The organism is Caballeronia telluris (assembly GCF_001544495.1).
Classification (GTDB): Bacteria; Pseudomonadota; Gammaproteobacteria; order Burkholderiales; family Burkholderiaceae; genus Caballeronia; species Caballeronia telluris.
The window spans coordinates 11,921-34,198 of the sequence record NZ_FCNZ02000008.1 but is presented as its reverse complement, the minus strand read 5'-3'; the positions used below and the strand labels follow the sequence as shown (position 1 = coordinate 34,198).

22 protein-coding genes are annotated in these 22,278 nt (G+C 62.8%); 19 read left to right on the top strand and 3 right to left on the bottom strand.

From position 1 onward, the window contains the following. Positions 1–16 precede the first annotated feature (16 nt). The 19 genes from AWB66_RS12040 to AWB66_RS11950 all read left to right on the top strand — a co-directional run bounded on the left by AWB66_RS12040 (position 17) and on the right by AWB66_RS11950 (position 19,047). Positions 17–619: an NADH-quinone oxidoreductase subunit C gene (locus AWB66_RS12040; protein WP_087630530.1), complete on the top strand. Its 603-nt coding sequence runs from the start codon at positions 17–19 to the stop codon at positions 617–619. A gap of 9 nt (positions 620–628) precedes the next feature. Next, positions 629–1,882, top strand: coding sequence for an NADH-quinone oxidoreductase subunit D (locus AWB66_RS12035; RefSeq protein WP_087630529.1), 1,254 nt, complete (start codon positions 629–631; stop codon positions 1,880–1,882). Between the two features lie 148 nt (positions 1,883–2,030). Beyond that, positions 2,031–2,516 (top strand): NADH-quinone oxidoreductase subunit NuoE, encoded by a 486-nt coding sequence (gene nuoE, locus AWB66_RS12030; RefSeq protein WP_062637273.1) that lies wholly within the window; start codon positions 2,031–2,033, stop codon positions 2,514–2,516. Beyond that, positions 2,513–3,835, top strand: a complete 1,323-nt coding sequence (gene nuoF / locus AWB66_RS12025; protein ID WP_087630528.1) for an NADH-quinone oxidoreductase subunit NuoF — start codon at positions 2,513–2,515, stop codon at positions 3,833–3,835. The genes nuoE and nuoF overlap by 4 nt, the downstream gene beginning before the upstream one ends. Positions 3,836–3,868: 33 nt before the next feature. Next, positions 3,869–6,205 (top strand): NADH-quinone oxidoreductase subunit NuoG, encoded by a 2,337-nt coding sequence (gene nuoG, locus AWB66_RS12020; RefSeq protein ID WP_087630527.1) that lies wholly within the window; start codon positions 3,869–3,871, stop codon positions 6,203–6,205. After that, a complete protein-coding gene (gene nuoH, locus AWB66_RS12015) occupies positions 6,206–7,270 on the top strand; it encodes an NADH-quinone oxidoreductase subunit NuoH (protein WP_087630526.1) in 1,065 nt (354 codons plus the stop codon). An 18-nt stretch (positions 7,271–7,288) separates the two neighbouring features. Next, the gene (nuoI, locus tag AWB66_RS12010; protein WP_062637266.1) at positions 7,289–7,777 is read left to right on the top strand and encodes an NADH-quinone oxidoreductase subunit NuoI; all 489 of its coding nucleotides are present in this window, start codon (positions 7,289–7,291) and stop codon (positions 7,775–7,777) included. A gap of 190 nt (positions 7,778–7,967) precedes the next feature. Further along, positions 7,968–8,657, top strand: a complete 690-nt coding sequence (locus AWB66_RS12005) for an NADH-quinone oxidoreductase subunit J (protein ID WP_087630525.1) — start codon at positions 7,968–7,970, stop codon at positions 8,655–8,657. 20 nt (positions 8,658–8,677) lie between these two features. Next, positions 8,678–8,983, top strand: coding sequence for an NADH-quinone oxidoreductase subunit NuoK (gene nuoK, locus AWB66_RS12000; RefSeq protein WP_007588140.1), 306 nt, complete (start codon positions 8,678–8,680; stop codon positions 8,981–8,983). A 17-nt stretch (positions 8,984–9,000) separates the two neighbouring features. Further along, positions 9,001–11,073, top strand: coding sequence for an NADH-quinone oxidoreductase subunit L (gene nuoL / locus AWB66_RS11995; protein WP_087630524.1), 2,073 nt, complete (start codon positions 9,001–9,003; stop codon positions 11,071–11,073). Between the two features lie 13 nt (positions 11,074–11,086). After that, positions 11,087–12,577 (top strand): NADH-quinone oxidoreductase subunit M, encoded by a 1,491-nt coding sequence (locus AWB66_RS11990; protein ID WP_087630523.1) that lies wholly within the window; start codon positions 11,087–11,089, stop codon positions 12,575–12,577. Between the two features lie 25 nt (positions 12,578–12,602). Continuing rightward, positions 12,603–14,075 (top strand): NADH-quinone oxidoreductase subunit NuoN, encoded by a 1,473-nt coding sequence (nuoN, locus tag AWB66_RS11985; protein WP_087630522.1) that lies wholly within the window; start codon positions 12,603–12,605, stop codon positions 14,073–14,075. After that, a complete protein-coding gene (locus tag AWB66_RS11980; RefSeq protein WP_087630521.1) occupies positions 14,075–14,407 on the top strand; it encodes a DUF2818 family protein in 333 nt (110 codons plus the stop codon). Before nuoN ends, AWB66_RS11980 begins: the two co-directional genes overlap by 1 nt. Positions 14,408–14,446: 39 nt before the next feature. Continuing rightward, on the top strand, positions 14,447–15,046 hold the full coding sequence (locus AWB66_RS11975) for an NUDIX domain-containing protein (RefSeq protein ID WP_087630520.1): 600 nt from the start codon (positions 14,447–14,449) through the stop codon (positions 15,044–15,046). Between the two features lie 216 nt (positions 15,047–15,262). Then, complete coding sequence (locus AWB66_RS11970; protein WP_087630519.1) at positions 15,263–15,715, top strand: DUF1178 family protein; 453 nt, start codon at positions 15,263–15,265, stop codon at positions 15,713–15,715. A gap of 54 nt (positions 15,716–15,769) precedes the next feature. Continuing rightward, positions 15,770–16,966, top strand: coding sequence for an acyl-CoA dehydrogenase family protein (locus AWB66_RS11965; protein ID WP_087630518.1), 1,197 nt, complete (start codon positions 15,770–15,772; stop codon positions 16,964–16,966). Positions 16,967–16,976: 10 nt separating this feature from the next. Further along, positions 16,977–18,107 (top strand): acyl-CoA dehydrogenase family protein, encoded by a 1,131-nt coding sequence (locus AWB66_RS11960; protein WP_087630517.1) that lies wholly within the window; start codon positions 16,977–16,979, stop codon positions 18,105–18,107. 23 nt (positions 18,108–18,130) lie between these two features. Then, positions 18,131–18,589 carry a MaoC family dehydratase gene (locus tag AWB66_RS11955; protein WP_087630516.1) on the top strand — a complete coding sequence of 153 codons (459 nt, stop codon included), beginning with the start codon at positions 18,131–18,133 and terminating at the stop codon, positions 18,587–18,589. Continuing rightward, positions 18,586–19,047 carry a MaoC family dehydratase gene (locus AWB66_RS11950; RefSeq protein WP_087630515.1) on the top strand — a complete coding sequence of 154 codons (462 nt, stop codon included), beginning with the start codon at positions 18,586–18,588 and terminating at the stop codon, positions 19,045–19,047. The genes AWB66_RS11955 and AWB66_RS11950 overlap by 4 nt, the downstream gene beginning before the upstream one ends. 27 nt (positions 19,048–19,074) lie before the next feature. Here the strand turns inward: AWB66_RS11950 and AWB66_RS11945 are convergent, their stop codons facing one another. The 3 genes from AWB66_RS11945 to AWB66_RS11935 form a co-directional block, all read right to left on the bottom strand. Beyond that, positions 19,075–19,764: a glutathione binding-like protein gene (locus AWB66_RS11945; protein ID WP_087630514.1), complete on the bottom strand. Its 690-nt coding sequence runs from the start codon at positions 19,762–19,764 to the stop codon at positions 19,075–19,077. A 123-nt stretch (positions 19,765–19,887) separates the two neighbouring features. After that, positions 19,888–21,114: an acyl-CoA dehydrogenase family protein gene (locus tag AWB66_RS11940; protein WP_087630513.1), complete on the bottom strand. Its 1,227-nt coding sequence runs from the start codon at positions 21,112–21,114 to the stop codon at positions 19,888–19,890. A gap of 24 nt (positions 21,115–21,138) precedes the next feature. Continuing rightward, positions 21,139–22,245 carry a phosphotransferase gene (locus tag AWB66_RS11935; RefSeq protein ID WP_087630512.1) on the bottom strand — a complete coding sequence of 369 codons (1,107 nt, stop codon included), beginning with the start codon at positions 22,243–22,245 and terminating at the stop codon, positions 21,139–21,141. Positions 22,246–22,278 lie beyond the last annotated feature (33 nt).

The following is a 22,278-nucleotide window of genomic DNA, read 5'->3' as shown; positions in this document are numbered from 1 at the left end:
CTGAGCCTCCCCAATTATGGCAAGCAAACTCGAGACCCTTAAAGCGAACCTCGAGGCGGCGTTTGGCGACCGCCTCCAGAGCATTACCGAGGCGCTTGGGCAACTGACGATCGTCGTCAAGGCGAGCAACTATGCGGAAGTGGCGCTTCAGTTGCGCGACGATCGCAAGCTCGGCTTCGAACAACTGGTCGACCTGTGCGGCGTCGATTACTCGACTTACGGCGAAGGCGCCTACGAAGGCCCGCGTTTCGCCGCCGTGCTCCATCTTCTCTCGATCTCGAACAACTGGCGCGTGCGCGTGCGCGTGTTCGCACCGGACGACGAAGTGCCGATCGTGCCGTCCGTCGTCGACGTGTGGTCGTCGGCGAACTGGTACGAGCGTGAGGCGTTCGACCTCTACGGCATCGTGTTCGAAGGCCACCCCGACCTGCGCCGCATTCTCACCGACTACGGTTTCATCGGCCATCCGTTCCGCAAGGACTTCCCGGTGTCGGGTTATGTCGAAATGCGCTACGACCCGGAAGAGAAGCGCGTGGTCTACCAGCCGGTGACGATCGAGCCGCGCGAAATCACGCCGCGCGTGATCCGCGAAGATCGCTATGGCGGTCTGAAACACTAAGAGAACGCCATGGCAGAGATCAAGAACTACACGCTCAATTTTGGCCCGCAACACCCGGCAGCGCACGGCGTGCTGCGCCTTGTGCTCGAGCTCGACGGCGAAGTGATCCAGCGCGCCGATCCGCACATCGGCCTGCTGCATCGCGCGACCGAAAAGCTCGCCGAAACGAAGACGTTCATCCAGTCCGTGCCGTACATGGACCGTCTCGACTACGTGTCGATGATGGTGAACGAGCACGGGTATGTGCTGGCTATCGAAAAGCTGCTCGGCATCGACGTGCCGATCCGCGCGAAGTACATCCGCGTGCTGTTCGACGAAGTCACGCGCGTGCTGAACCACCTGATGTGGATCGGCTCGCACGCGCTCGACGTCGGCGCGATGGCGGTGTTCCTGTACGCGTTTCGCGAGCGCGAAGACCTGATGGACGTGTACGAAGCCGTCTCGGGCGCGCGGATGCACGCGGCGTACTATCGGCCGGGCGGTGTCTATCGCGATTTGCCTGACGCGATGCCGCAATACAAGGCGTCGAAAATCCGCAATGCGAAGGCGCTGTCGAGAATGAACGAGACACGTCAGGGCTCGCTCCTCGACTTCCTCGACGACTTTTTTAGGCGTTTTCCGGGTTGCGTCGACGAATACGAAACGCTGCTTACCGACAATCGCATCTGGAAACAGCGTCTCGTGGGCATCGGCGTGGTCAGCCCCGAGCGCGCGATGCAGCTCGGCATGACGGGCGCGATGCTGCGCGGCTCGGGTATCGAGTGGGATTTGCGCAAGAAGCAGCCGTACGAAGTGTATGACCAACTGGATTTCGATATTCCGGTCGGCGTGAACGGCGATTGCTATGACCGTTATCTCGTGCGTGTCGAGGAAATGCGTCAATCCACGCGAATCGCCAAACAGTGTATTGAGTGGCTGCGCAAGAATCCCGGCCCCGTGATGATCGACAATCACAAGGTCGCGCCGCCTTCGCGGGTCGGCATGAAGACCAACATGGAAGAGCTGATTCACCACTTCAAGCTCTTCACGGAAGGTTTTCACGTGCCCGAAGGCGAAACGTATGCGGCCGTCGAGCATCCGAAGGGCGAGTTCGGCATCTATCTCGTGTCGGACGGTGCGAACAAGCCGTATCGCCTGAAGATCCGTGCCCCTGGTTACGCGCATCTTGCTTCGCTCGACGAAATGGCGCGCGGCCACATGATCGCCGACGCAGTGACGATCATCGGTACGCAGGACATCGTGTTCGGCGAGATCGATCGCTGATCCACATTCGGTCGTCTGGCAAGACGCGCGCTGACACCAACGTCGCGCGTACCAGGCGAACAAGCAACAGCAGGACGCCAGGTCTGCCGCAACAAGAAGGGCGCGGCAGGTTTCCGTTCGGTAGGAATTGAAAGAGTCGTGTCTGAAAATGATCTCAGCTGAAGGCCTGAAAGAAATCGATCGTGCGATCGCCAAGTATCCCGCGGAACAGAAGCAGTCCGCGGTGATGTCGGCGCTGGCTACTGCTCAGGAAGAGCACGGCTGGCTGTCGCCCGAACTGATGCAGTTCGTCGCCGACTATCTCGGCATGCCGGCGGTCGCCGTGCAGGAAGTCGCGACGTTCTACACGATGTATGAGACCTCGCCGGTCGGCAAGCACAAGATCACGCTCTGCACGAACCTGCCGTGCCAGCTCGGCCCGGACGGCGGATCGGACAGCGCCGCCGAGTATCTGAAGCAGAAGCTCGGCATCGACTTCGGCGAAACCACGCCCGACGGCAAGTTCACGCTGAAAGAAGGCGAGTGCTTCGGTTCGTGCGGCGATGCGCCGGTGCTGCTGGTGAATAACCATCGCATGTGCAGCTTCATGAGCCGCGAGAAGATCGACCAGTTGATCGAGGAACTTTCGAAATGACGTCTCTCCACGATCGTCACATCAAACCGCTGATTCTGGCCGGCCTGAACGGCGAGAACTGGCATCTCGAAGACTACGTCGCGCGCGGCGGTTACAAGCAGTTGCGCCGCATCCTCGAAGAAAAGATTCCGCCCGAGCAGGTGATCGCCGATGTGAAAGCGTCGGGTCTGCGTGGCCGCGGCGGTGCGGGTTTCCCGACCGGCCTCAAGTGGAGCTTCATGCCGCGCCAGTTTCCGGGGCAGAAGTATCTCGTCTGCAACTCGGACGAAGGCGAACCGGGCACGTTCAAGGACCGCGACATCCTGCGCTGGAACCCCCATTCGCTGATCGAAGGCATGGCGATCGGCGCGTATGCGATGGGCATCTCCGTCGGCTACAACTACATCCACGGCGAAATTTGGGAAGTCTACAAGGTGTTCGAAGCGGCGCTCGAAGAAGCGCGCGCGGCCGGCTATCTCGGCGCGAACATCCTGGGTTCGGGTTTCTCGTTCGAGCTTTACGCGCATCACGGCTACGGCGCCTATATCTGCGGCGAAGAAACCGCGCTGCTCGAATCGCTCGAAGGCAAGAAGGGCCAGCCGCGCTTCAAGCCGCCTTTCCCGGCGAGCTTCGGCGTGTACGGCAAGCCGACCACGATCAATAACACCGAGACGTTCGCAGCCGTTCCGTTCCTGCTCGAAGTGGGTCCGCAGAATTATCTGGAAATGGGCAAGCCGAACAACGGCGGCACGAAGATATTCTCGATTTCAGGCGACGTTAATCGTCCGGGCAACTACGAGATTCCGCTCGGCACGCCGTTCTCGACGCTGATGGAACTCGCTGGCGGCGTGCGCGGCCAGTCGATCAAGGCGGTGATTCCCGGCGGATCGTCGGCGCCGGTCGTGCCGGGCGACATGATGCTCGCGACCGACATGGACTACGATTCGATCGCCAAAGCCGGCTCGATGCTGGGTTCGGGCGCGGTGATCGTGATGAACGAAACGCGCTGCATGGTGCGTTCGCTGTTGCGCCTGTCGTACTTCTATTACGAAGAGTCGTGCGGTCAATGCACGCCGTGCCGCGAGGGCACGGGCTGGCTGTACCGCGTCGTGCATCGTATCGAACACGGTCTCGGCCGCAAGGAAGATCTGGATCTGCTGAACTCGGTTGCCGAAAACATCATGGGCCGCACGATTTGCGCCCTCGGCGACGCGGCGGCCATGCCGGTGCGCGGCATGCTGAAGCACTTCTGGAACGAATTCGAATATCACGTCGAGCACAAGCATTGTCTCGTCGGCGGACACGCGCACCATGCGGCGTCCGAAGCGCTGACCGCGTGAAGGCGCGATAAAGGTTAAGGACCATTCCCCATCATGGTTGAACTAGAAATTGACGGCAAGACGGTAGAGGTGCCTGAAGGCAGCATGGTGATCCAGGCTGCGCACAAGGTCGATACGTACATTCCTCACTTCTGCTATCACAAGAAGCTGTCGATCGCGGCGAACTGCCGGATGTGCCTCGTCGAAGTCGAAAAGATGCCGAAGGCCGTGCCCGCCTGTGCGACGCCGGTTTCCGCCGGCATGATCGTGCGCACGACGTCCGACAAGGCCGTGAAGGCGCAGCAGTCCGTGATGGAATTCCTGCTGATCAACCACCCGCTCGACTGCCCGATCTGCGATCAGGGCGGCGAATGCCAGTTGCAGGATCTGGCCGTGGGCTACGGCAAGTCGCAGTCGCGCTACAACGAAGAAAAGCGCGTCGTGTTCCACAAGAACGTCGGCCCGCTCATCTCGATGGAAGAGATGACGCGCTGCATCCACTGCACGCGTTGCGTTCGCTTCGGCCAGGAAGTCGCCGGCGTGATGGAACTCGGCATGCTGGGCCGCGGCGAGCATTCGGAAATCACGTCGTTCGTCGGCAAGACGGTGGATTCGGAACTGTCGGGCAACATGATCGACCTGTGCCCGGTCGGCGCGTTGACGAGCAAGCCGTTCCGCTACTCGGCGCGGACGTGGGAACTGTCGCGCCGCAAGTCGGTGAGCCCGCACGATTCCGTCGGTGCGAATCTCGTCGTCCAGGTGAAGAACAACCGTGTGATGCGCGTTCTGCCGATGGAAAACGAAGCCATCAACGAATGCTGGATCTCGGACAAGGACCGCTTCTCGTACGAAGCGCTCAACAGCGCCGAGCGCCTGACCGCGCCGATGCTGAAGCAGGGCGGCCAGTGGATCGAAACCGACTGGCAGACCGCGCTCGAATACGTTGCGAAGGGCATCAAGGGCATCAAGGCCGATCACGGCGCGAACGCGATCGCCGCGCTGGCGACGCCGCACAGCTCGATCGAAGAGCTGTATCTGGTGAAGCAGTTCGCTGAAGGCGTCGGCTCGCCGAACGTCGATTTCCGTCTGCGCCAGAGCGACTTTTCGGCGCCGGTGGGCGTCGGTGCACCGTGGCTCGGCGTGAAAATCGCCGATCTCTCGATGATCGATACCGCGTTCATCGTCGGTTCGTTCCTGCGTCGCGATCATCCGCTCTTTGCCGCGCGCCTGCGTCAGGCCGCGAAGAGCGGCGCGAAGCTCACGTTCCTGCACGCCAGCAACGACGATTCGCTGATCCCGGCCGCGCATCGCGTGGTCGCGGCGCCGTCGGCGTGGCTCGACCAGCTCGCGGCCATCGCGGCGGCGGTCGCGGAAGCGCGCGGCGTCGCGCTGCCGGAAGCGTTCGCGGGCCGCGAAGTGTCGGCGGCTGCGAAGGACGTGGCGGCATCGCTGTCGGCGGGCGAGAAGCGCGTTGTCCTGCTCGGCAACAGCGCCGTGCAGCATCCCGACTTCGCCCAGATTCAGGCAGTCGCCCAGTGGATCGCGGACAGCACGGGCGCCACGCTCGGCTTCCTGACGGAAGCGGCCAACACGGTCGGCGCGCATCTCGTCGATGCATTGCCGGGCGAGGGCGGTCTCAACGCGCGCGAAGTGTTCGAACAGCCGCGCAAGGGTTATGTGCTCTTCAACGTCGAACCTGAATTCGATACGGCGAACCCCGCGCAGGCGCTTGCCGCGCTCAAGCAGGCGGAAATGGTCGTCGCGCTGTCGGCGTTCAGGCACGGCACCGAGTACGCCGACGTGCTCCTGCCGATCGCGCCGTTCACGGAAACGTCCGGCACGTTCGTCAATGCCGAAGGCACCGCGCAGTCGTTCAACGGCGTCGTGCGTCCGCTCGGCGAGACGCGTCCGGGCTGGAAAGTGTTGCGCGTGCTCGGCAACATTCTCGGCCTGCCGGGTTTCGACTTCGATACGGCCGAAGAAGTGCGCAATGCCGCGCTCGGTACGGGCGATTTGAGCGCGCGTCTGTCGAACCAGACGGGCGTCGCGCCGCAGCGCAAGACGGCCGTGTCAGCAGCGCAAGGCAAGTTCGAGCGTCTCGCCGATGTGCCGATTTATCACGCGGACGCGCTCTCGCGCCGCGCGGAGTCGCTGCATCTGACGGCGGCTGCTCGTGATGCGAACGTCGCCGGCTTGCCGACATCGCTCTTCGACCAGCTCGGCCTGAAGAACGGCGATGCCGTGCGCGTCTCCCAGGGCGGTCTGTCGGTGGTAATGCCGGCGGTTCGCGATGCGAATCTGGCGGAAACGGTGGTCCGCGTGTCGGCGGGTACGACGGCTGGCGCCGCGCTCGGCGGCTTGTTCGGTGAACTGCTAGTGGAGAAGGCGTAAATGGGCTTGTTCGATACGATCAACGCGGGCGGCACGCAGATTCTCGGCGTTGCATGGCCGACGGTGTGGGCGCTGGTCCGCATCCTGGTGGTCTCCGTCGTCATCCTGCTGTGCGTGGCGTACCTGATCCTGTGGGAACGCAAGCTCATCGGCTGGATGCACGTGCGCCTCGGGCCGAATCGCGTCGGTCCGATGGGCCTGTTGCAGCCGATCGCCGACGTGCTGAAGCTGCTGCTGAAAGAAGTGATTCAGCCGATCCAGGCGAGCAAGTGGATCTACCTGATCGCGCCGATCATGACGGTGGTCCCGGCGTTCGCCGTGTGGGCGGTGATTCCGTTCCAGGCGAAAGCCGTGCTCGGCGACATCAACGCGGGCCTGCTCTATGTGATGGCGATCTCGTCGATCGGCGTGTACGGCGTGATTCTGGCCGGCTGGGCGTCGAACTCGAAATACGCGTTCCTCGGCGCGATGCGCGCGGCGGCACAGATGGTGTCGTATGAAATCTCGATGGGCTTCGCGCTCGTCGTCGTGCTGATGGTCGCGGGCTCGCTGAATCTGTCGGACATCGTGACTTCGCAGCAGCGCGGCATCTTCGCGGGCTTCGGCGTCAACTTCCTGTCGTGGAACTGGCTGCCGCTCCTGCCGATGTTCGTCGTGTACTTCATCTCGGGCATCGCCGAAACGAACCGTCACCCGTTCGACGTGGTGGAAGGCGAATCGGAAATTGTCGCGGGCCACATGATCGATTACTCGGGCATGGCGTTCGCGCTCTTCTTCCTCGCCGAGTACATCAACATGATCGTGATCTCGGCGATCGCGACGACGCTGTTCCTCGGCGGCTGGGACGCGCCGTTCGGCTTCCTGTCCTTCATCCCGGGCGTGTTCTGGTTCGTGCTGAAGATTTTCTTCCTGCTGTCGGTGTTCATCTGGGCGCGTGCGACGTTCCCGCGCTACCGCTACGACCAGATCATGCGTCTCGGCTGGAAGGTGTTCCTGCCGGTGTCGGTGGTGTGGGTGGTGGTGGTCGGCTTCTGGATCATGTCGCCGCTGAACATCTGGAAATAAAGGGCGGATGAAATAACCATGACCGCAATTCAGAATTTTTTTAAGACCTTCTTTCTGACCGAACTGCTCAAGGGCCTCGCGCTGACGGGACGCTATACGTTCCAGCGCAAGATCACCGTGCAGTTCCCGGAAGAGAAGACGCCGATCTCCCCGCGCTTTCGCGGCCTGCACGCGCTGCGTCGCTACGAGAACGGCGAAGAGCGCTGCATCGCATGCAAGCTGTGCGAAGCCGTGTGCCCGGCGCTCGCGATCACGATCGAATCCGAAACGCGCGCCGACAACACGCGCCGCACGACGCGCTACGACATCGACCTGACCAAATGCATCTTCTGCGGCTTCTGCGAGGAAAGCTGCCCGGTCGATTCGATCGTCGAAACGCACATTCTCGAGTATCACGGCGAGAAGCGCGGCGACCTGTATTTCACGAAGGACATGCTGCTGGCCGTCGGCGACCGTTACGAAACGGAAATCGCGGCATCGAAGGCGGCGGACGCGCCTTACCGTTGATGCTTCATTGATGCGCATGGAGCGGGGAAGCATCACAACGCGTCCCCGTTCAAATCGAATACCTGCTGTTCCGGCACGCGCGCCGAGTCCGCACCTGCACGTTCGAAGCATCGCAACGAAGCAAGAAGGAAGCGAAGCGCCCGTGCCCAAACACAATGCCTGACGATGGCCTAACGATGAACCGGTAATCATGGAATTCACGACCGTACTGTTCTATATCTTCGCGCTGTTCCTGACCGTGTCGGCGCTGAAGGTGATCACTTCGCGCAACCCGGTGGCATCCGCGCTGTTCCTCGTGCTCGCGTTCTTCAACGCGGCCGCGATCTGGATGCTGCTCCAGGCCGAATTCCTCGCGATCCTGCTGGTTCTGGTCTACGTCGGCGCCGTGATGGTGCTGTTCCTGTTCGTGGTCATGATGCTCGACATCAATCTCGACGAACTGCATCGCGATTTCAGGAAGTTCGTGCCGATCGCGAGCATCGTCGGGGCGATCATCATCATCGAGACCGCGCTGATTCTCTGGCACGGCTACGGCGCGACGGTCGCGCCCGTGCACGACGTCACGGCGGGCGCGGGTGTCGGCGGCGGCGCGGTGATGTCGAATACCGGACTGATCGGCAAGGTCATCTATACGGACTACATCTTCGCGTTCGAAATCGCGGGTCTGATCCTGCTGGTGGCGATCATCGCGGCCGTCGCGCTGACCATCCGCGAGAAGAAGGACAACAAGCGCCAGAAGGTGAGCGAGCAGGTCAAGGTGCGCGCGTCGGATCGCGTTCGTATCGTCAAGATGAAGTCGGAAAAGGAAGCGCCCGACGCGACGACCAATCCTCCCGTCACCGGCAACGTCGGTGCGGGCACGGTCGACAACAAGGGCTGAGCGAGAAGGAGAGAAAGAAAATGTTGAGTCTTGCCCATTACCTCGTGCTCGGCGCGATCCTGTTCGCGATCAGCATCGTCGGGATTTTCCTGAACCGCCGCAACGTGATCATCATCCTGATGGCGATCGAATTGATGCTGCTCGCGGTGAACACCAATTTCGTCGCCTTTTCGCACTATCTCGGCGACGTGCACGGCCAGATCTTCGTGTTCTTCGTCCTGACCGTGGCCGCCGCCGAAGCGGCGATCGGTCTCGCGATTCTGGTGACCCTGTTCCGCAGCCTCGACACGATCAACGTCGAGGATCTCGACCAGCTCAAAGGTTAAATTCAGGCTAGGCTGTTATGTCCACGACACTCAATGAAAACCTGCTGCTCGCGATTCCGCTGGCACCGCTAGTCGGTTCGCTGATCGCCGGGCTCGCCGGGAAAGCAGTAGGGCGCAAGGGCTCGCACCGCGTCACCATTCTCGGCGTCGCGATTTCCTTCGTGCTCTCCGCGATGGTCTTCTTCCAGGTGATGCAAGGCGCGAGCTTCAACGCCACCATCTATGAATGGATGAACGTCGGCTCGCTGAAGATGGAAGTCGGCTTCCTCGTCGACTCGCTGACGGCGATGATGATGGTCATCGTGACCTTCGTCTCGCTGATGGTGCACATCTACACGATCGGCTACATGGCCGAAGACGACGGTTACGAGCGTTTCTTCTCGTACATCTCGCTCTTCACGTTCTCGATGCTGATGCTCGTGATGAGCAACAACTTCCTGCAGCTCTTCTTCGGCTGGGAAGCGGTGGGTCTCGTGTCGTACCTGCTGATCGGCTTCTACTACACCCGCGAAAGCGCGATCTACGCGAACATGAAGGCGTTCATCGTGAACCGCGTCGGCGACTTCGGGTTCCTGCTCGGCATCGGCCTGTTGCTGGCGTTCGGCGGGTCGCTGAACTACGGCGATGTGTTCGCGCAAGGCACCAAGCTCGCGGGCATGAGCTTCCCGGGCACGGACTGGGGCCTTCTGACTGTCGCGTGTATCTGCCTTTTCATCGGCGCGATGGGCAAGTCCGCGCAATTCCCGCTGCACGTCTGGCTGCCGGATTCGATGGAAGGCCCGACGCCGATCTCCGCGCTGATCCACGCGGCGACCATGGTGACCGCCGGTATCTTCATGGTCACGCGCATGTCGCCGCTCTTCGAATTCTCGGATTCGGCGCTCTCGTTCGTCACGGTCATCGGCGCGATTACGGCGTTGTTCATGGGTTTCCTCGGCGTCGTGCAAAACGACATCAAGCGCGTGGTGGCTTACTCGACGCTCTCGCAGCTCGGCTACATGACGGTGGCGCTCGGCGTGTCGGCGTATCCGGTGGCGGTGTTCCACCTCGCGACGCACGCGTTCTTCAAGGCGCTGCTGTTCCTCGGCGCGGGTTCGGTCATCATCGGCATGCACCACGACCAGGACATGCGCAATATGGGCGGTCTGCGCAAGTACATGCCGATCACGTGGATCACGTCGCTGGTCGGGTCGCTCGCGCTGATCGGCACGCCGTTCTTCTCGGGCTTCTACTCGAAGGACTCGATCATCGATGCGGTGAAGCTCTCGCATCTGCCGGGTTCGGGCTTCGCGTACTTCGCGGTGGTGGCGAGCGTGTTCGTCACGGCGCTGTACTCGTTCCGCATGTATTTCATGGTCTTCCACGGCGAAGAGCGCTTCCGTAACCCGAAGCATCCTGAATCGCCGATGGGCGCGGAAGCCGCGGCGCACGGTCACGACGACCACGGTCACGGTCGTGACAATCACGGCCACGGCCACGACGACCACGCACACGAGCCGCACGAAACGCCGTGGGTGGTCTGGCTGCCGCTCGTCCTGCTGGCGATTCCGTCGGTTGTGATCGGTGCGATCGCGGTCGGTCCGATGCTGTTTGGCGACTTCTTCCAGCACGGCGTGGTCTTCGACAAGGTGATCTACATCGCCGAGAACCATCCGGCGCTGCACGAAATGGCCGAGGAGTTCCACGGCTGGGCCGCGATGGGCGTGCACTCGGTGTCGGGTCTGCCGGTCTGGCTCGCGCTGGCGGGTGTGGTCGTCGCCTGGTTCTTGTATCTGAAGCGCACGGACCTGCCGGGCAAGATCCGCGCGCGTTTCCCGGGCATCTACACGCTGCTCGACAACAAGTACTACTTCGACAAGATCAACGAAGTCGTCTTCGCGAAGGGCGCGGTCGTGATCGGCCGCGGCCTCTGGAAGGAGGGCGACGTCGCCGTCATCGACGGCATCGTCAACGGCAGTGCGCGGTTCGTCGGCTGGTTTGCCGGCGTGATCCGCTTCCTTCAATCCGGTTACATCTATCACTACGCGTTCGCCATGATTATCGGCATGTTGGGGCTCTTGACCCTGTTTGTAACGCTCGGCGGCAAATAAGGCGAGGGACCCTATGCACTCTTTTCCGATTCTCAGTGTCGCGATCTGGTTGCCGATCGTATTCGGCCTCCTGGTCCTGGCTGTTGGTTCCGATAAAAACCCGGCGTCCGCGCGCTGGATCGCGCTGATCGGCTCGATCCTCGGGCTGCTCGTCACGATTCCGCTCATCACCGGCTTCGATTCGTCGACGGCCGCCCTCCAGTTCGTCGAACAGGCGAACTGGATCGAACGCTTCAACATCACGTACCACCTCGGCGTGGACGGCATCTCGATGTGGTTCGTCGTGCTGACCGCGCTCATTACGGTGATCGTCGTGATCGCCGGCTGGGAAGTGATCACCGAGCGCGTCGGGCAGTACTTCGCCGCGTTCCTGATCCTGTCGGGCATCATGGTCGGCGTGTTCTCGACCGCCGACGGCATGCTGTTCTACGTGTTCTTCGAAGCGACGCTGATTCCGATGTACATCATCATCGGCGTGTGGGGCGGACCGAACCGCGTGTACGCGGCGTTCAAGTTCTTCCTGTACACGTTGATGGGCTCGCTCCTGATGCTGATCGCGCTGCTGTATCTCTACATGCAGACGCACACGTTCGACCTCGCCACGTGGCAGGCCGCGAAGATCGGTTTCACGCCGCAGGTGCTGCTGTTCATTGCGTTCTTCCTGGCGTTCGCCGTGAAGGTGCCGATGTGGCCGGTTCACACGTGGTTGCCGGACGCCCACGTCGAAGCGCCGACCGGCGGCTCCGTCGTGCTGGCCGCGATCATGCTGAAGTTGGGCGCCTACGGTTTCCTCCGCTTCTCGCTGCCGATCGCGCCGGATGCGAGCCACTTCCTTTCGCCTGTCGTCATCACGCTGTCGCTGATCGCGGTGATCTACATCGGTCTCGTCGCGCTGGTGCAGACGGACATGAAGAAGCTCGTCGCGTATTCGTCGATTGCGCACATGGGCTTCGTCACGCTCGGTTTCTTCATCTTCAGCCAGCTCGGCGTCGAAGGCGCGATCATCCAGATGATTTCGCACGGCTTCGTGTCGGGCGCGATGTTCCTTTCGATCGGCGTGTTGTACGACCGCGTCCACTCACGCCAGATCGCGGATTACGGCGGCGTCGTGAACACGATGCCGAAGTTCGCCGCGTTCTCGATGCTCTTCGCGATGGCGAACTGCGGCTTGCCGGGCACCTCCGGTTTCGTCGGCGAGTTCATGGTCATCCTGGCCGCGGTGAAGTACAACTTCTGGATCGGTTTCCTCGCGACCTTCACGCTGATTCTCGGCGCGGCCTACACGCTGTGGATGTACAAGCGCGTGCACTTCGGCGCGATCGCGAACGATCACGTCGCCAAGCTGACGGACATCAACAAGCGTGAAATCCTGATGCTCGCCGTGCTCGCCATCTTCACGCTGTACATGGGCCTGTATCCGAAGCCCTTCACCGATGTGATGCACGAATCCGTGGCAAACCTGCTCTCCCACGTCGCGCAGTCGAAGCTGCCGCTCACCCAGTAACGTCGTGCGGAGGAATTAAAAGATCATGCAAAACGCCCCTATGAGTGCCTTGTTGCCCGACACGATCCTGATGCTGGCGATCGTCGTGGCCTGGTTGAACGACACGATCTTCGGCGTGCCGAGCCGTCGCGTCACCTACCTGATTTCCGTGGTGTCGACGCTCGTCGTCGGCGTGTGGTTCGCGTTCGTCGCCCTCGATCCGGTGCCGCATTACTTCTTCTCGCGCATGTACGTCGTGGATTCGTTCGCGAGCGCGATGAAGGCGGTGGTGTGCTTGGGCTACGCGGTGTCGATCATCTACTCGAAGAAGTATCTGGAAGACCGCGACCTGTTCCGCGGCGACTTCTTCCTGCTTGGCCTCTTTTCGCTGCTCGGCCAGTGCGTGATGATTTCGGGCAACAACTTCCTGATGCTGTATCTCGGCCTCGAACTGATGTCGCTGTCGCTGTATGCGGTCATCGCGCTGCGCAAGGATGCGCCGCAGGCGAACGAATCGGCGATGAAGTATTACGTGCTCGGCGCGCTCGCATCGGGCTTCCTGCTCTACGGCATCTCGATGCTGTACGGCGCGACCGGCTCGCTCGAACTGAACGAAGTGCTGAAGGCGATCGCGTCGGGCCATATCAACGACGCGGTGCTGCTCTTCGGCGTGATCTTCGTCGTAGCCGGCGTGGCGTTCAAGATGGGCGCGGTGCCGTTCCACATGTGGGTGCCGGACGTCTATCAGGGCGCGCCGACCGCCATGACGCTGCTCACCGGCGGCGGCCCGAAGGTTGCGGCGTTCGCGTGGGGCCTGCGTTTCCTGGTGATGGGCCTGTTGCCGCTCGCTGTCGACTGGCAAGAGATGCTGGTGATTCTTGCTGCGCTCTCGCTGATCGTCGGTAACGTCACCGGTATCGTGCAGAAGAACATCAAGCGGATGCTGGCCTATTCGGCGATCTCGAACATGGGCTTCGTGCTGCTAGGCCTGCTCGCGGGCGTCGTCGACGGCAAGCTGACGGGCGCGGCCGGTGCGTACAGTTCGGCGATGTTCTACAGCATCATCTATCTCGTGACGACGCTCGGCACGTTCGGCGTGGTGATGCTGCTCGCACGCCGCGATTTCGAAGCCGAAACGCTCGACGACTTCAAGGGCCTCAACCAGCGCAGCCCGGTGTTCGCGTTCGTGATGATGGTCATGATGTTCTCGCTCGCCGGCATTCCGCCGGCGGTCGGTTTCTACGCGAAGCTCGCCGTGCTCGAAGCGACGATGAACGCGGGCCTCACGTGGCTCGCCGTGCTGGCCGTGATGACGTCGCTGGTTGGCGCGTTCTACTACCTGCGCATCGTCAAGCTGATGTACTTCGACGCACCGCAGGACGCATCGCCGATCGTCGCCGGCGGATTGAATCGCGGCCTGCTCGCGTTCAACGGCCTCGCCGTGCTCGTGCTCGGCCTGGTCCCGGGTCCGCTGATGTCGGCGTGCCTGACGGCCATCACGCACACGCTCTCGTTCTGATGTCGGCAGCGGGCTGGTTTATCGTGTTGTTGGCGCTCGCGGGCGCCAACCTTCCGTTCCTGAACCAGCGTCTGTTCGCCGTCGTGCCGATTCCGCTCGCGAATCAATCCGCCGGCACGACGCGGCGAAGAGCGGCGAAGAAGAACGCCTGGATCCGCATCGCCGAGTTGATCGTCCTCTATTTCGTCGTGGGCGCGCTCGGCTTTATGCTTGAAGCGCGCGCGGGCAATCGCTTCGAACAGGGCTGGCAGTTTTACGCCATCACCTTCAGTCTGTTCGTCGTGCTCGCGTTTCCCGGCTTCACGTTTCAATACCTCGTCAAACGCCGCTGACAGCGCACGCTGTCGCGGCTCTTACGCATAGGGCGCACGATGGCTGATCACTCCTCCTTCCCCGATAGCGACAACGGCCTGATCGAAAAGACGGTCGAAAGCGTCACGCTGCACGAAGGCAAATTCCTGACCGTGAAGTGCGATACGGTCGAACTCCCCGATGGCAAACACGCGACGCGCGAATTCGTCGAGCATCCGGGCGCCGTGATGATCCTCCCGCTCTTCGACGACGGCCGCGTGCTGCTCGAACGCCAGTTCCGCTATCCGATCGGCAAGGTGCTGGTCGAATTTCCGGCGGGCAAGATCGATCCGCACGAGGACGAACTGACTTGCGCCAAGCGCGAACTGCGGGAAGAGACCGGATATGAAGCGCGTGAATGGTTTTTCCTGACGCGCATCCATCCGGTCATTTCGTATTCGACCGAATTCATCGATCTCTACCTCGCGCGCGGCCTGATCGAAGGCGAGCGCAAGCTCGACGACGGCGAGTTCCTGGAAACCTTCATCGCCGACCAGACGCAGCTCGCGGAGTGGGTGAAGAGCGGCCGTATCAGCGACGTGAAGACGATCATCGGCGCGTTCTGGGTGGAGAAGATCCTGTCGGGCGAGTGGCAACTCGGCGATCCGATCGGCGGATGAATCCGTTGAACGCGCGAACAAGAAAGCGGCCAGGGTGATTTCCCTGGCCGTTTTTTTGGGGCTTCCGGTCGCACGTCGGCAGGGAGAAGGCCAAAGGGCTAAAATCATGCCTCCCGCCCGCCGGTTATGACGGCCAGCGTCTTCGATCTGCGTTTTACGAACGATCGTTCACAAAACGCGTTTTTGCGATAAACTCGAGCAAAGCTCCCCATCAGCATGAAGGTCCTCGATTTAAAGTGCTCCCACGAACATCGTTTTGAAGGCTGGTTTGCTTCAACCGAAGAGTTCGAATCGCAATTGTCGCGTGGACTGGTCGCGTGTCCGGTCTGCTCGACAGTCGAGGTGAGCCGCATGCCGTCGGCGCCGCGCCTGAATTTGTCGTCGAGCCGGAATGACAGCGCGCCTTCGCAGCCGCAAGCGAAGGGCGCCGAGCCCGATGCAAACGCACTCCAGGCCCGTGCGCTGCGGTTTTTGCGCGAGGTGCTTGAGAAGTCTGAGAACGTCGGGGAGCGTTTCGCCGAGGAAGCGCGGCGCATGCATTACAACGAAGCGCCGGCGCGCAATATTCGGGGTGTCGCCACGCCCGAAGACGCGCACGCGTTGCTCGAAGAAGGCATCGACGTGATGCCGCTGCCTGTTCCGGCTGCATTGAAAGAACCGCTGCAGTAGCGTTCGTCGCGGTGTCTCTCAGTCGGCCGAAACCGGCCATGACAGGAGACGCGCATGGACCTGAACTACTCCCCCGCGGACGACGCCTTTCGCGCCGAGATCCGCACCTGGCTCGGAGCCAACCTGCCGCACGAGCTGCGCGACAAGGTACTCCATCACAAACGACTCAATCGCGACGACTACGCGAGCTGGCACAAGCTGCTCGGCGCGCGCGGGTGGTCGGTGGTCGCGTGGCCTACGGAATATGGCGGCCCCGGCTGGGACGCAACGCAGCGCCACATCTGGGACGAAGAATGCGCCCGCGCCGGCGCGCCGGGCGTATTGCCGTTCGGGGTGTCGATGGTCGCGCCGGTCCTGATGAAATACGGCACCGACGCGCAAAAGGCCCGCTATCTGCCGCGCATCCTCGACGGCTCCGACTGGTGGTGCCAAGGGTATTCGGAGCCCGGTTCCGGCTCCGATCTCGCCTCGCTGAGAACGCGGGCCGAGCGCGCGGGCGACCACTACATCGTCAACGGCCAGAAGACCTGGACGACGCTCGGCCAGCACGCCGACATGATGTTCTGCCTCGTGCGCACCGATTCGTCCGCGAAAAAGCAGGAAGGCATCTCGTTCCTGCTGATCGACATGCAGACGCCGGGCATCACCGTGCGCCCGATCATCACGCTCGATGAGGATCACGAAGTCAACGAAGTCTTCTTCGCAGACGTGAAGGTGCCGGTCGAAAACCGGGTCGGCGATGAGAACCGCGGCTGGACCTACGCGAAATATCTGCTCGGCCACGAGCGCACGGGCATCGCGCGCGTCGGGCAGTCGAAGCGCGAACTCGCGTTTCTCAAGAGTCTCGCGCTCGATCAGACGAAAAACGGCAAGCCGCTGCTGCGCGATCCCCTGTTTGCCGCGAAGATCGCCGCGCTAGAGATCGAACTGATGGCGCTGGAAGTGACGGTGCAACGCGTCGTCGCGAGCGAGGCAGAAGGGCGCGGCCCGGGACCGGAAGCGTCGATGCTCAAGATCAAGGGCACCGAAATCCAGCAGGCGCTGACCGAACTGATGGTCGAAGCGGTCGGGCCGCAGGCCGCCGCGTTCGATCCGGCGTATCTCGAAGGCGAGCGCGCCCACAGCGCAGCCGGCGACGACGCCGCCGCGCCGCTCGCCGCGTATTACTTCAACTTCCGCAAGACGTCGATCTACGGCGGCTCGAACGAAATCCAAAAGAACATCATCGCGCAGATGATGCTGGGACTGTGAGGAGCGGCGCATGGACTTCAATTTCACGGACGAACAGCAGCAGCTTCGCGATGCGCTGCGTCGCTATCTCGACAATGAATACGGCTTCGATGCGCGCCAGAAGATCGTCGCCTCCGAGGCGGGCGTCGATGAGCGGCACTGGCGCGCGTTTGCCGAGCTAGGCTTGACCGCGCTGCCGGTGCCCGAGGCGCAGGGCGGTTTCGATGGCGGCGCCTTCGACATGCTCGTCGTCATGCAGGAACTGGGGCGCTCGCTCGTCGTCGAGCCTTATTGGGCGACGGCCGTGGGCATCGAGGCGTTGCGGCTCGTGGCCCACGAGAATGCGCCGCACGAGAACGCGCTGCTCGAACGCGCCGCGCAAGGCGAGATCAAACTGGCCGTGGCGTTCCACGAACCGCGCGCCCGCTACGACCTGTTCGATGTCCGAACGACCGCGCGTCCCGCGGGCGACGCCTTCGAGCTGACCGGCGAAAAGTCGATCGTGCAGCACGGCGCGCAGGCCGACTTCTGGATCGTGCCGGCGCGGCTCGACGGCGAAGTCGCGCTGTTCGTGATCGCGCGCGACGCCGCGAACGCGAACGTCACCGAATACCGGACGATCGACGGCCAGCGTGCCGCGACGCTCAAGTTCGCCGATACTCCGGCCGCGCGCCTGGGCGATGCGCACACGGGCGCGGCGACCTTCGAGCAGATCGCCGACTACGCGACTTTTTTGCTCTGCGCGGAAGCGCTCGGCGCACTGGATGCGCTGAACACGGCAACCGTCGACTACACGAAAGACCGCCAGCAGTTCGGCACGCCGATCGCGCGCTTTCAGGCGCTGCAGCATCGCATGGTCGACATGTTGATCCACGCCGAGCAGGCGCGCTCGATCACTTATCTCGCGGCCGCGCGCTACGCGAGCCCCGACTCCGATGTGCGTCGACAGGCGATTTCCGCGGCGAAGGCGCGCGTCGGACAGGCCGCGCGCTTCGTCGGGCAGCAGGCGGTGCAGCTTCACGGCGGCATGGGCGTGACGAACGAAGTGGCGGCGGCGCACTGGTTCAAGCGGCTGTCGATCATCGAAACGACGCTCGGCGACGTCGATCACCATCTCGCGCGTTTTGCATCGCTGCCGGCTTTCGCGGACACTGATATCTAGCCTTCGATCACAAGGAGACATGCATGACATTCAGCTATGAAGATTTCGAAGTCGGCTCGGCGGTGACGCTTTCCGCGCATACGTTCACGCGCGAGGAAATCGTCGAGTTTGCCGAGCGTTACGATCCGCAGCCGTTTCATGTGTCCGACGAAGCGGGCAAGGCGTCGCACTTCGGCGGACTCGTCGCGAGCGGCTGGAACACCTGTTCCGCGATGATGGGCATTCTTGTGCGCGACATGCTGCGCGATTCGACGTCGATGGGTTCGCCCGGCCTCGACAACATTCGCTGGCTCAAGCCGGTGCGCGTCGGCGATACGGTGCGGCTCACCGTGCGCGTTCTCGACAAGCGCGTCTCCGCGAGCAAGCCGGATCGCGGCATCGTCGCGACGCGCTGGGAAGCGCACAACCAGAACGGCGAGCTCGTGCTGACCGTCGATTCGGCAGCGCTCTTCGGCCTGCGCAATCCGGCGGCGAGCCGATGAGTCCCGCGCGCCTTTGCAGCGCGGCGGATTTTCACGCGGCAACCGGCAGCGCAAGCTACGCGAGCGAATGGACGGAGATCGACCAGACGCGCGTGAACCTGTTCGCCGATGCAACCGGCGACCACCAGTGGATTCACGTCGATCCAGAACGCGCGGCGCGCGAATCGCCGTTCGGCGGCGCCATCGCGCATGGTTTTCTGACGCTCGCGCTCGTGCCGATGTGGCTCGGGCGCGCTGTGCCGCTCGATGCGCGGATGGGCGTGAACTACGGCCTGAACCGCGTGCGATTCATGGCGCCGGTGCCGGTGGGATCAATGCTGCGCGCGACGTTCGCCATCGAGAAGACGGTCGATGTCGACGAAGGCGGCGTGCAGGCGATCTGGCTCGTGACGGTGGAGCGGCAGGGCGCGGAGCGGCCCGTCTGCGTGGCGGAGTTCATCACGCGCCACTACTTTTGAGCGTCGGAGCGCGCGGCCCGGCCGGGGTCAATGCTTCGCGTATTGCGTCGCGCCGAACAACACTTCCTTTTCCTTGTCCGTGAACGGCTTGCGTTCCGACGCCAGCACCTCGACGCCGCGTTGCACCGCCGGCCGTTGCGCGATCGCATCGAACCAACGCTTCACGTTGGGGAATTCGTCGAGCACGATGCCCTGATTCTGCCAGGAGCGCGTCCACGGAAACGTGGCGATATCGGCGATCGTGTATTCGTTGCCCGCGAGATAACGGGTGACGCCGAGCTGCTTGTCCATCACGCCGTACAGCCGCTTCGCCTCGTTCGTATAGCGGTTCACCGCGTAGTCGATCTGCTGCGGCGCGTAATTGCGAAAGTGATGCGTCTGCCCGAGCATCGGTCCGATGCTGCCCATCTGGAACATCAGCCATTGCAGCGTCGTGTACCGGCCGACGGGATCGGCGGGCAGGAACTGGCCGGTCTTCTCGGCGAGATAGACGAGGATCGCGCCCGATTCAAACAAAGCGAGCGGCTTGCCTTCGGGGCCGTCGTTGTCGATGATCGCCGGGATCTTGTTGTTCGGGCTGATCGCGAGAAAGTCGGGTGCGAACTGGTCGCCCGCGCCGATGTCGACGGCGTGCGCCTTGTAGTCGAGGCCCGTCTCCTCGAGCATCACGTGGATCTTGTGACCGTTGGGCGTGGCCCAGCTATAGACGTCGATCATTTCCGCTCCTTGAATCCGGTTGGACGATTCCGGCGGCCGCCCGATGCGCGCGGCCGCCGCTCACGCAAGCGAAAAATTAGAGCATGTTTCGATGCGACGTGCAGAACCGGCCCGTCGACGCGTTCAGCGATGCGGCTCCATGTACCGCGAGAGTTCGAGCTTCGCGATGGCATTGCGATGCACTTCGTCCGGGCCGTCCGCGAGACGCAGCGTGCGCGCCGACGCATACGCGTACGCGAGCGGAAAATCGTCGCAGACGCCCGCGGCGCCGTGCGCCTGAATCGCCCAGTCGATCACCTGGCACGCGATGTTCGGCGCGACCACCTTGATCATCGCGATCTCGCCGCGCGCGCCCTTGTTGCCGACGGTGTCCATCATGTACGCCGCCTTCAGCGTGAGGAGACGCGCCTGCTCGATCATGATGCGCGCCTCGGCGATGCGCTCCCGCGTGACGCCGTGTTGCGCAATCGGCTTGCCGAACGCGACGCGCGCGAGCGTGCGCTTCGCCATCAGTTCCAGCGCGCGCTCCGCAAGGCCGATCAGCCGCATGCAATGGTGAATGCGGCCGGGCCCGAGCCGGCCTTGCGCGATCTCGAAGCCGCGGCCCTCGCCGAGCAGGATGTTCGAAGCCGGCACGCGCACGTTGTCGAGCGTGATGTCCATGTGGCCGTGCGGCGCGTCGTCGTAACCGAAGACGTTGAGCGGCCGATGCACGGTGATGCCGCTCGCATCGGCGGGAACGAGGATCATCGACTGCTGCTGGTGTTTCGGCGCGTCGGGGTCGGTCTTGCCCATCACGATGTAGACCTTGCACCGCGGATCGCCCGCGCCCGACGACCACCACTTGTGGCCGTCGATCACGTAGCTGTCGCCATCGCGCGTGATGCTGCACTGGATGTTCGTCGCATCCGACGACGCCACTTCCGGCTCCGTCATCAGGAACGCCGAGCGGATCTCGCCGCGCAGGAGCGGCTCGAGCCATTGCAGCTTTTGCTCGTCGCTGCCGTAGCGCTCGATCGTTTCCATGTTGCCCGTGTCGGGCGCGTTGCAGTTGAACACTTCGGGCGCCCACGGCACGCGGCCCATGATCTCGCACAGCGGCGCGTATTCCAGGTTCGTGAGTCCCGCGCCGCGTCCGGATGCGGGCAGGAACAGATTCCACAAGCCGGCCTCGCGCGCCTGCTCCTTCAGCGTTTCGATGAGCTGCGTCGGAATCCAGGCATTGCCGTTCGCGCGATTGGCCGCGATCTCGTCGATGAATGCGCGCTCGTTCGGATAAATGTGCGCATCGAAGAACGCGAGCAGTTTCTCGCGCAGTTCCTGAACCTTCGGTGTGTAGTCGAAATTCATGCGATTCCTTGTCTTTGATTCCACTCAGACACCGACTTTCTGCGCATAAAGCCAGGCGAGCTCGGCCATCGGCTTCGCGCGCCGGCCGGCGTCCACGGCCTGCGCGCTCGATGCGGTGCCTTCCGTGACGCGCTTCATGATCCCTTGCAGGATCGCGGCGATGCGGAACATGTTGTAGGCGAGATAGAAGTTCCAGTCGCCTTCGATCGTCAAGCCGGTGCGCTCGCAATACCGCGCGACATACGCCTTTTCGTCGGGGATGCCGAGCGCGGGCCAGTCGAGGCCCGCGATGCCGCGAAACTGCGACGGATCGACGTGCCACGCCATGCAGTGATAGGCGAAATCGGCGAGGGGATCGCCGAGCGTCGACAGTTCCCAGTCGAGCACGGCGAGCACGCGCGGCTCGGTTGGATGAAAGATGAGATTGTCGAGGCGATAGTCGCCGTGCACGATCGAGACGCGTTCGCTCGCCGCCGACGCGCCGCGCGGAATGTGCTTCGGCAGCCAGTCGATGAGCCGGTTCATCGCTTCGATCGGCTCCGTTTCGGAGGCGACGTACTGTTTGCTCCAGCGCCCGATCTGACGCTCGAAGTAGTTGCCCGGCTTACCGTAATCGGCGAGACCCGCGGCGGCCGGATCGACCGAATGCAGCGCCGCGATCACGCGATTCATCTCGTCGTAGATCGCACCGCGCTCCGAAGGCGTCATGCCGGGCAGCGACTGGTCCCACAGCACGCGGCCCCCGACGAATTCCATCACGTAGAACGCGCGGCCGATCACGCTTTCGTCGTCGCAGAGTGCGATCATTTTCGCCACGGGGACATCGGTGCGCGCCAGCGCGTCCATCACGCGATATTCGCGCTCGATCGCGTGCGCGGACGGCAGCAGCTTGGCAACGGGCCCCGGTTTGGAGCGCATCACGTAACTGCGCGCGGGCGTATTCAGCTTGAACGTGGGATTGGACTGGCCGCCCGCGAACTGCTCGATCGCGAGCGGTCCCTCGAAGCCGTCGACGTGCGCGCCGAGCCACGCGGCGAGCGCATGCGGGTCGAAGCCCGCTTGCTCGTTGACTGGCCGTGTTCCTTCGAACGCGGAGTAATCCTGCGGCTCATGGCCGGCGCTGTCTGACATTGTCTCCTCCATGTGACGATCCGCTCCGCATCT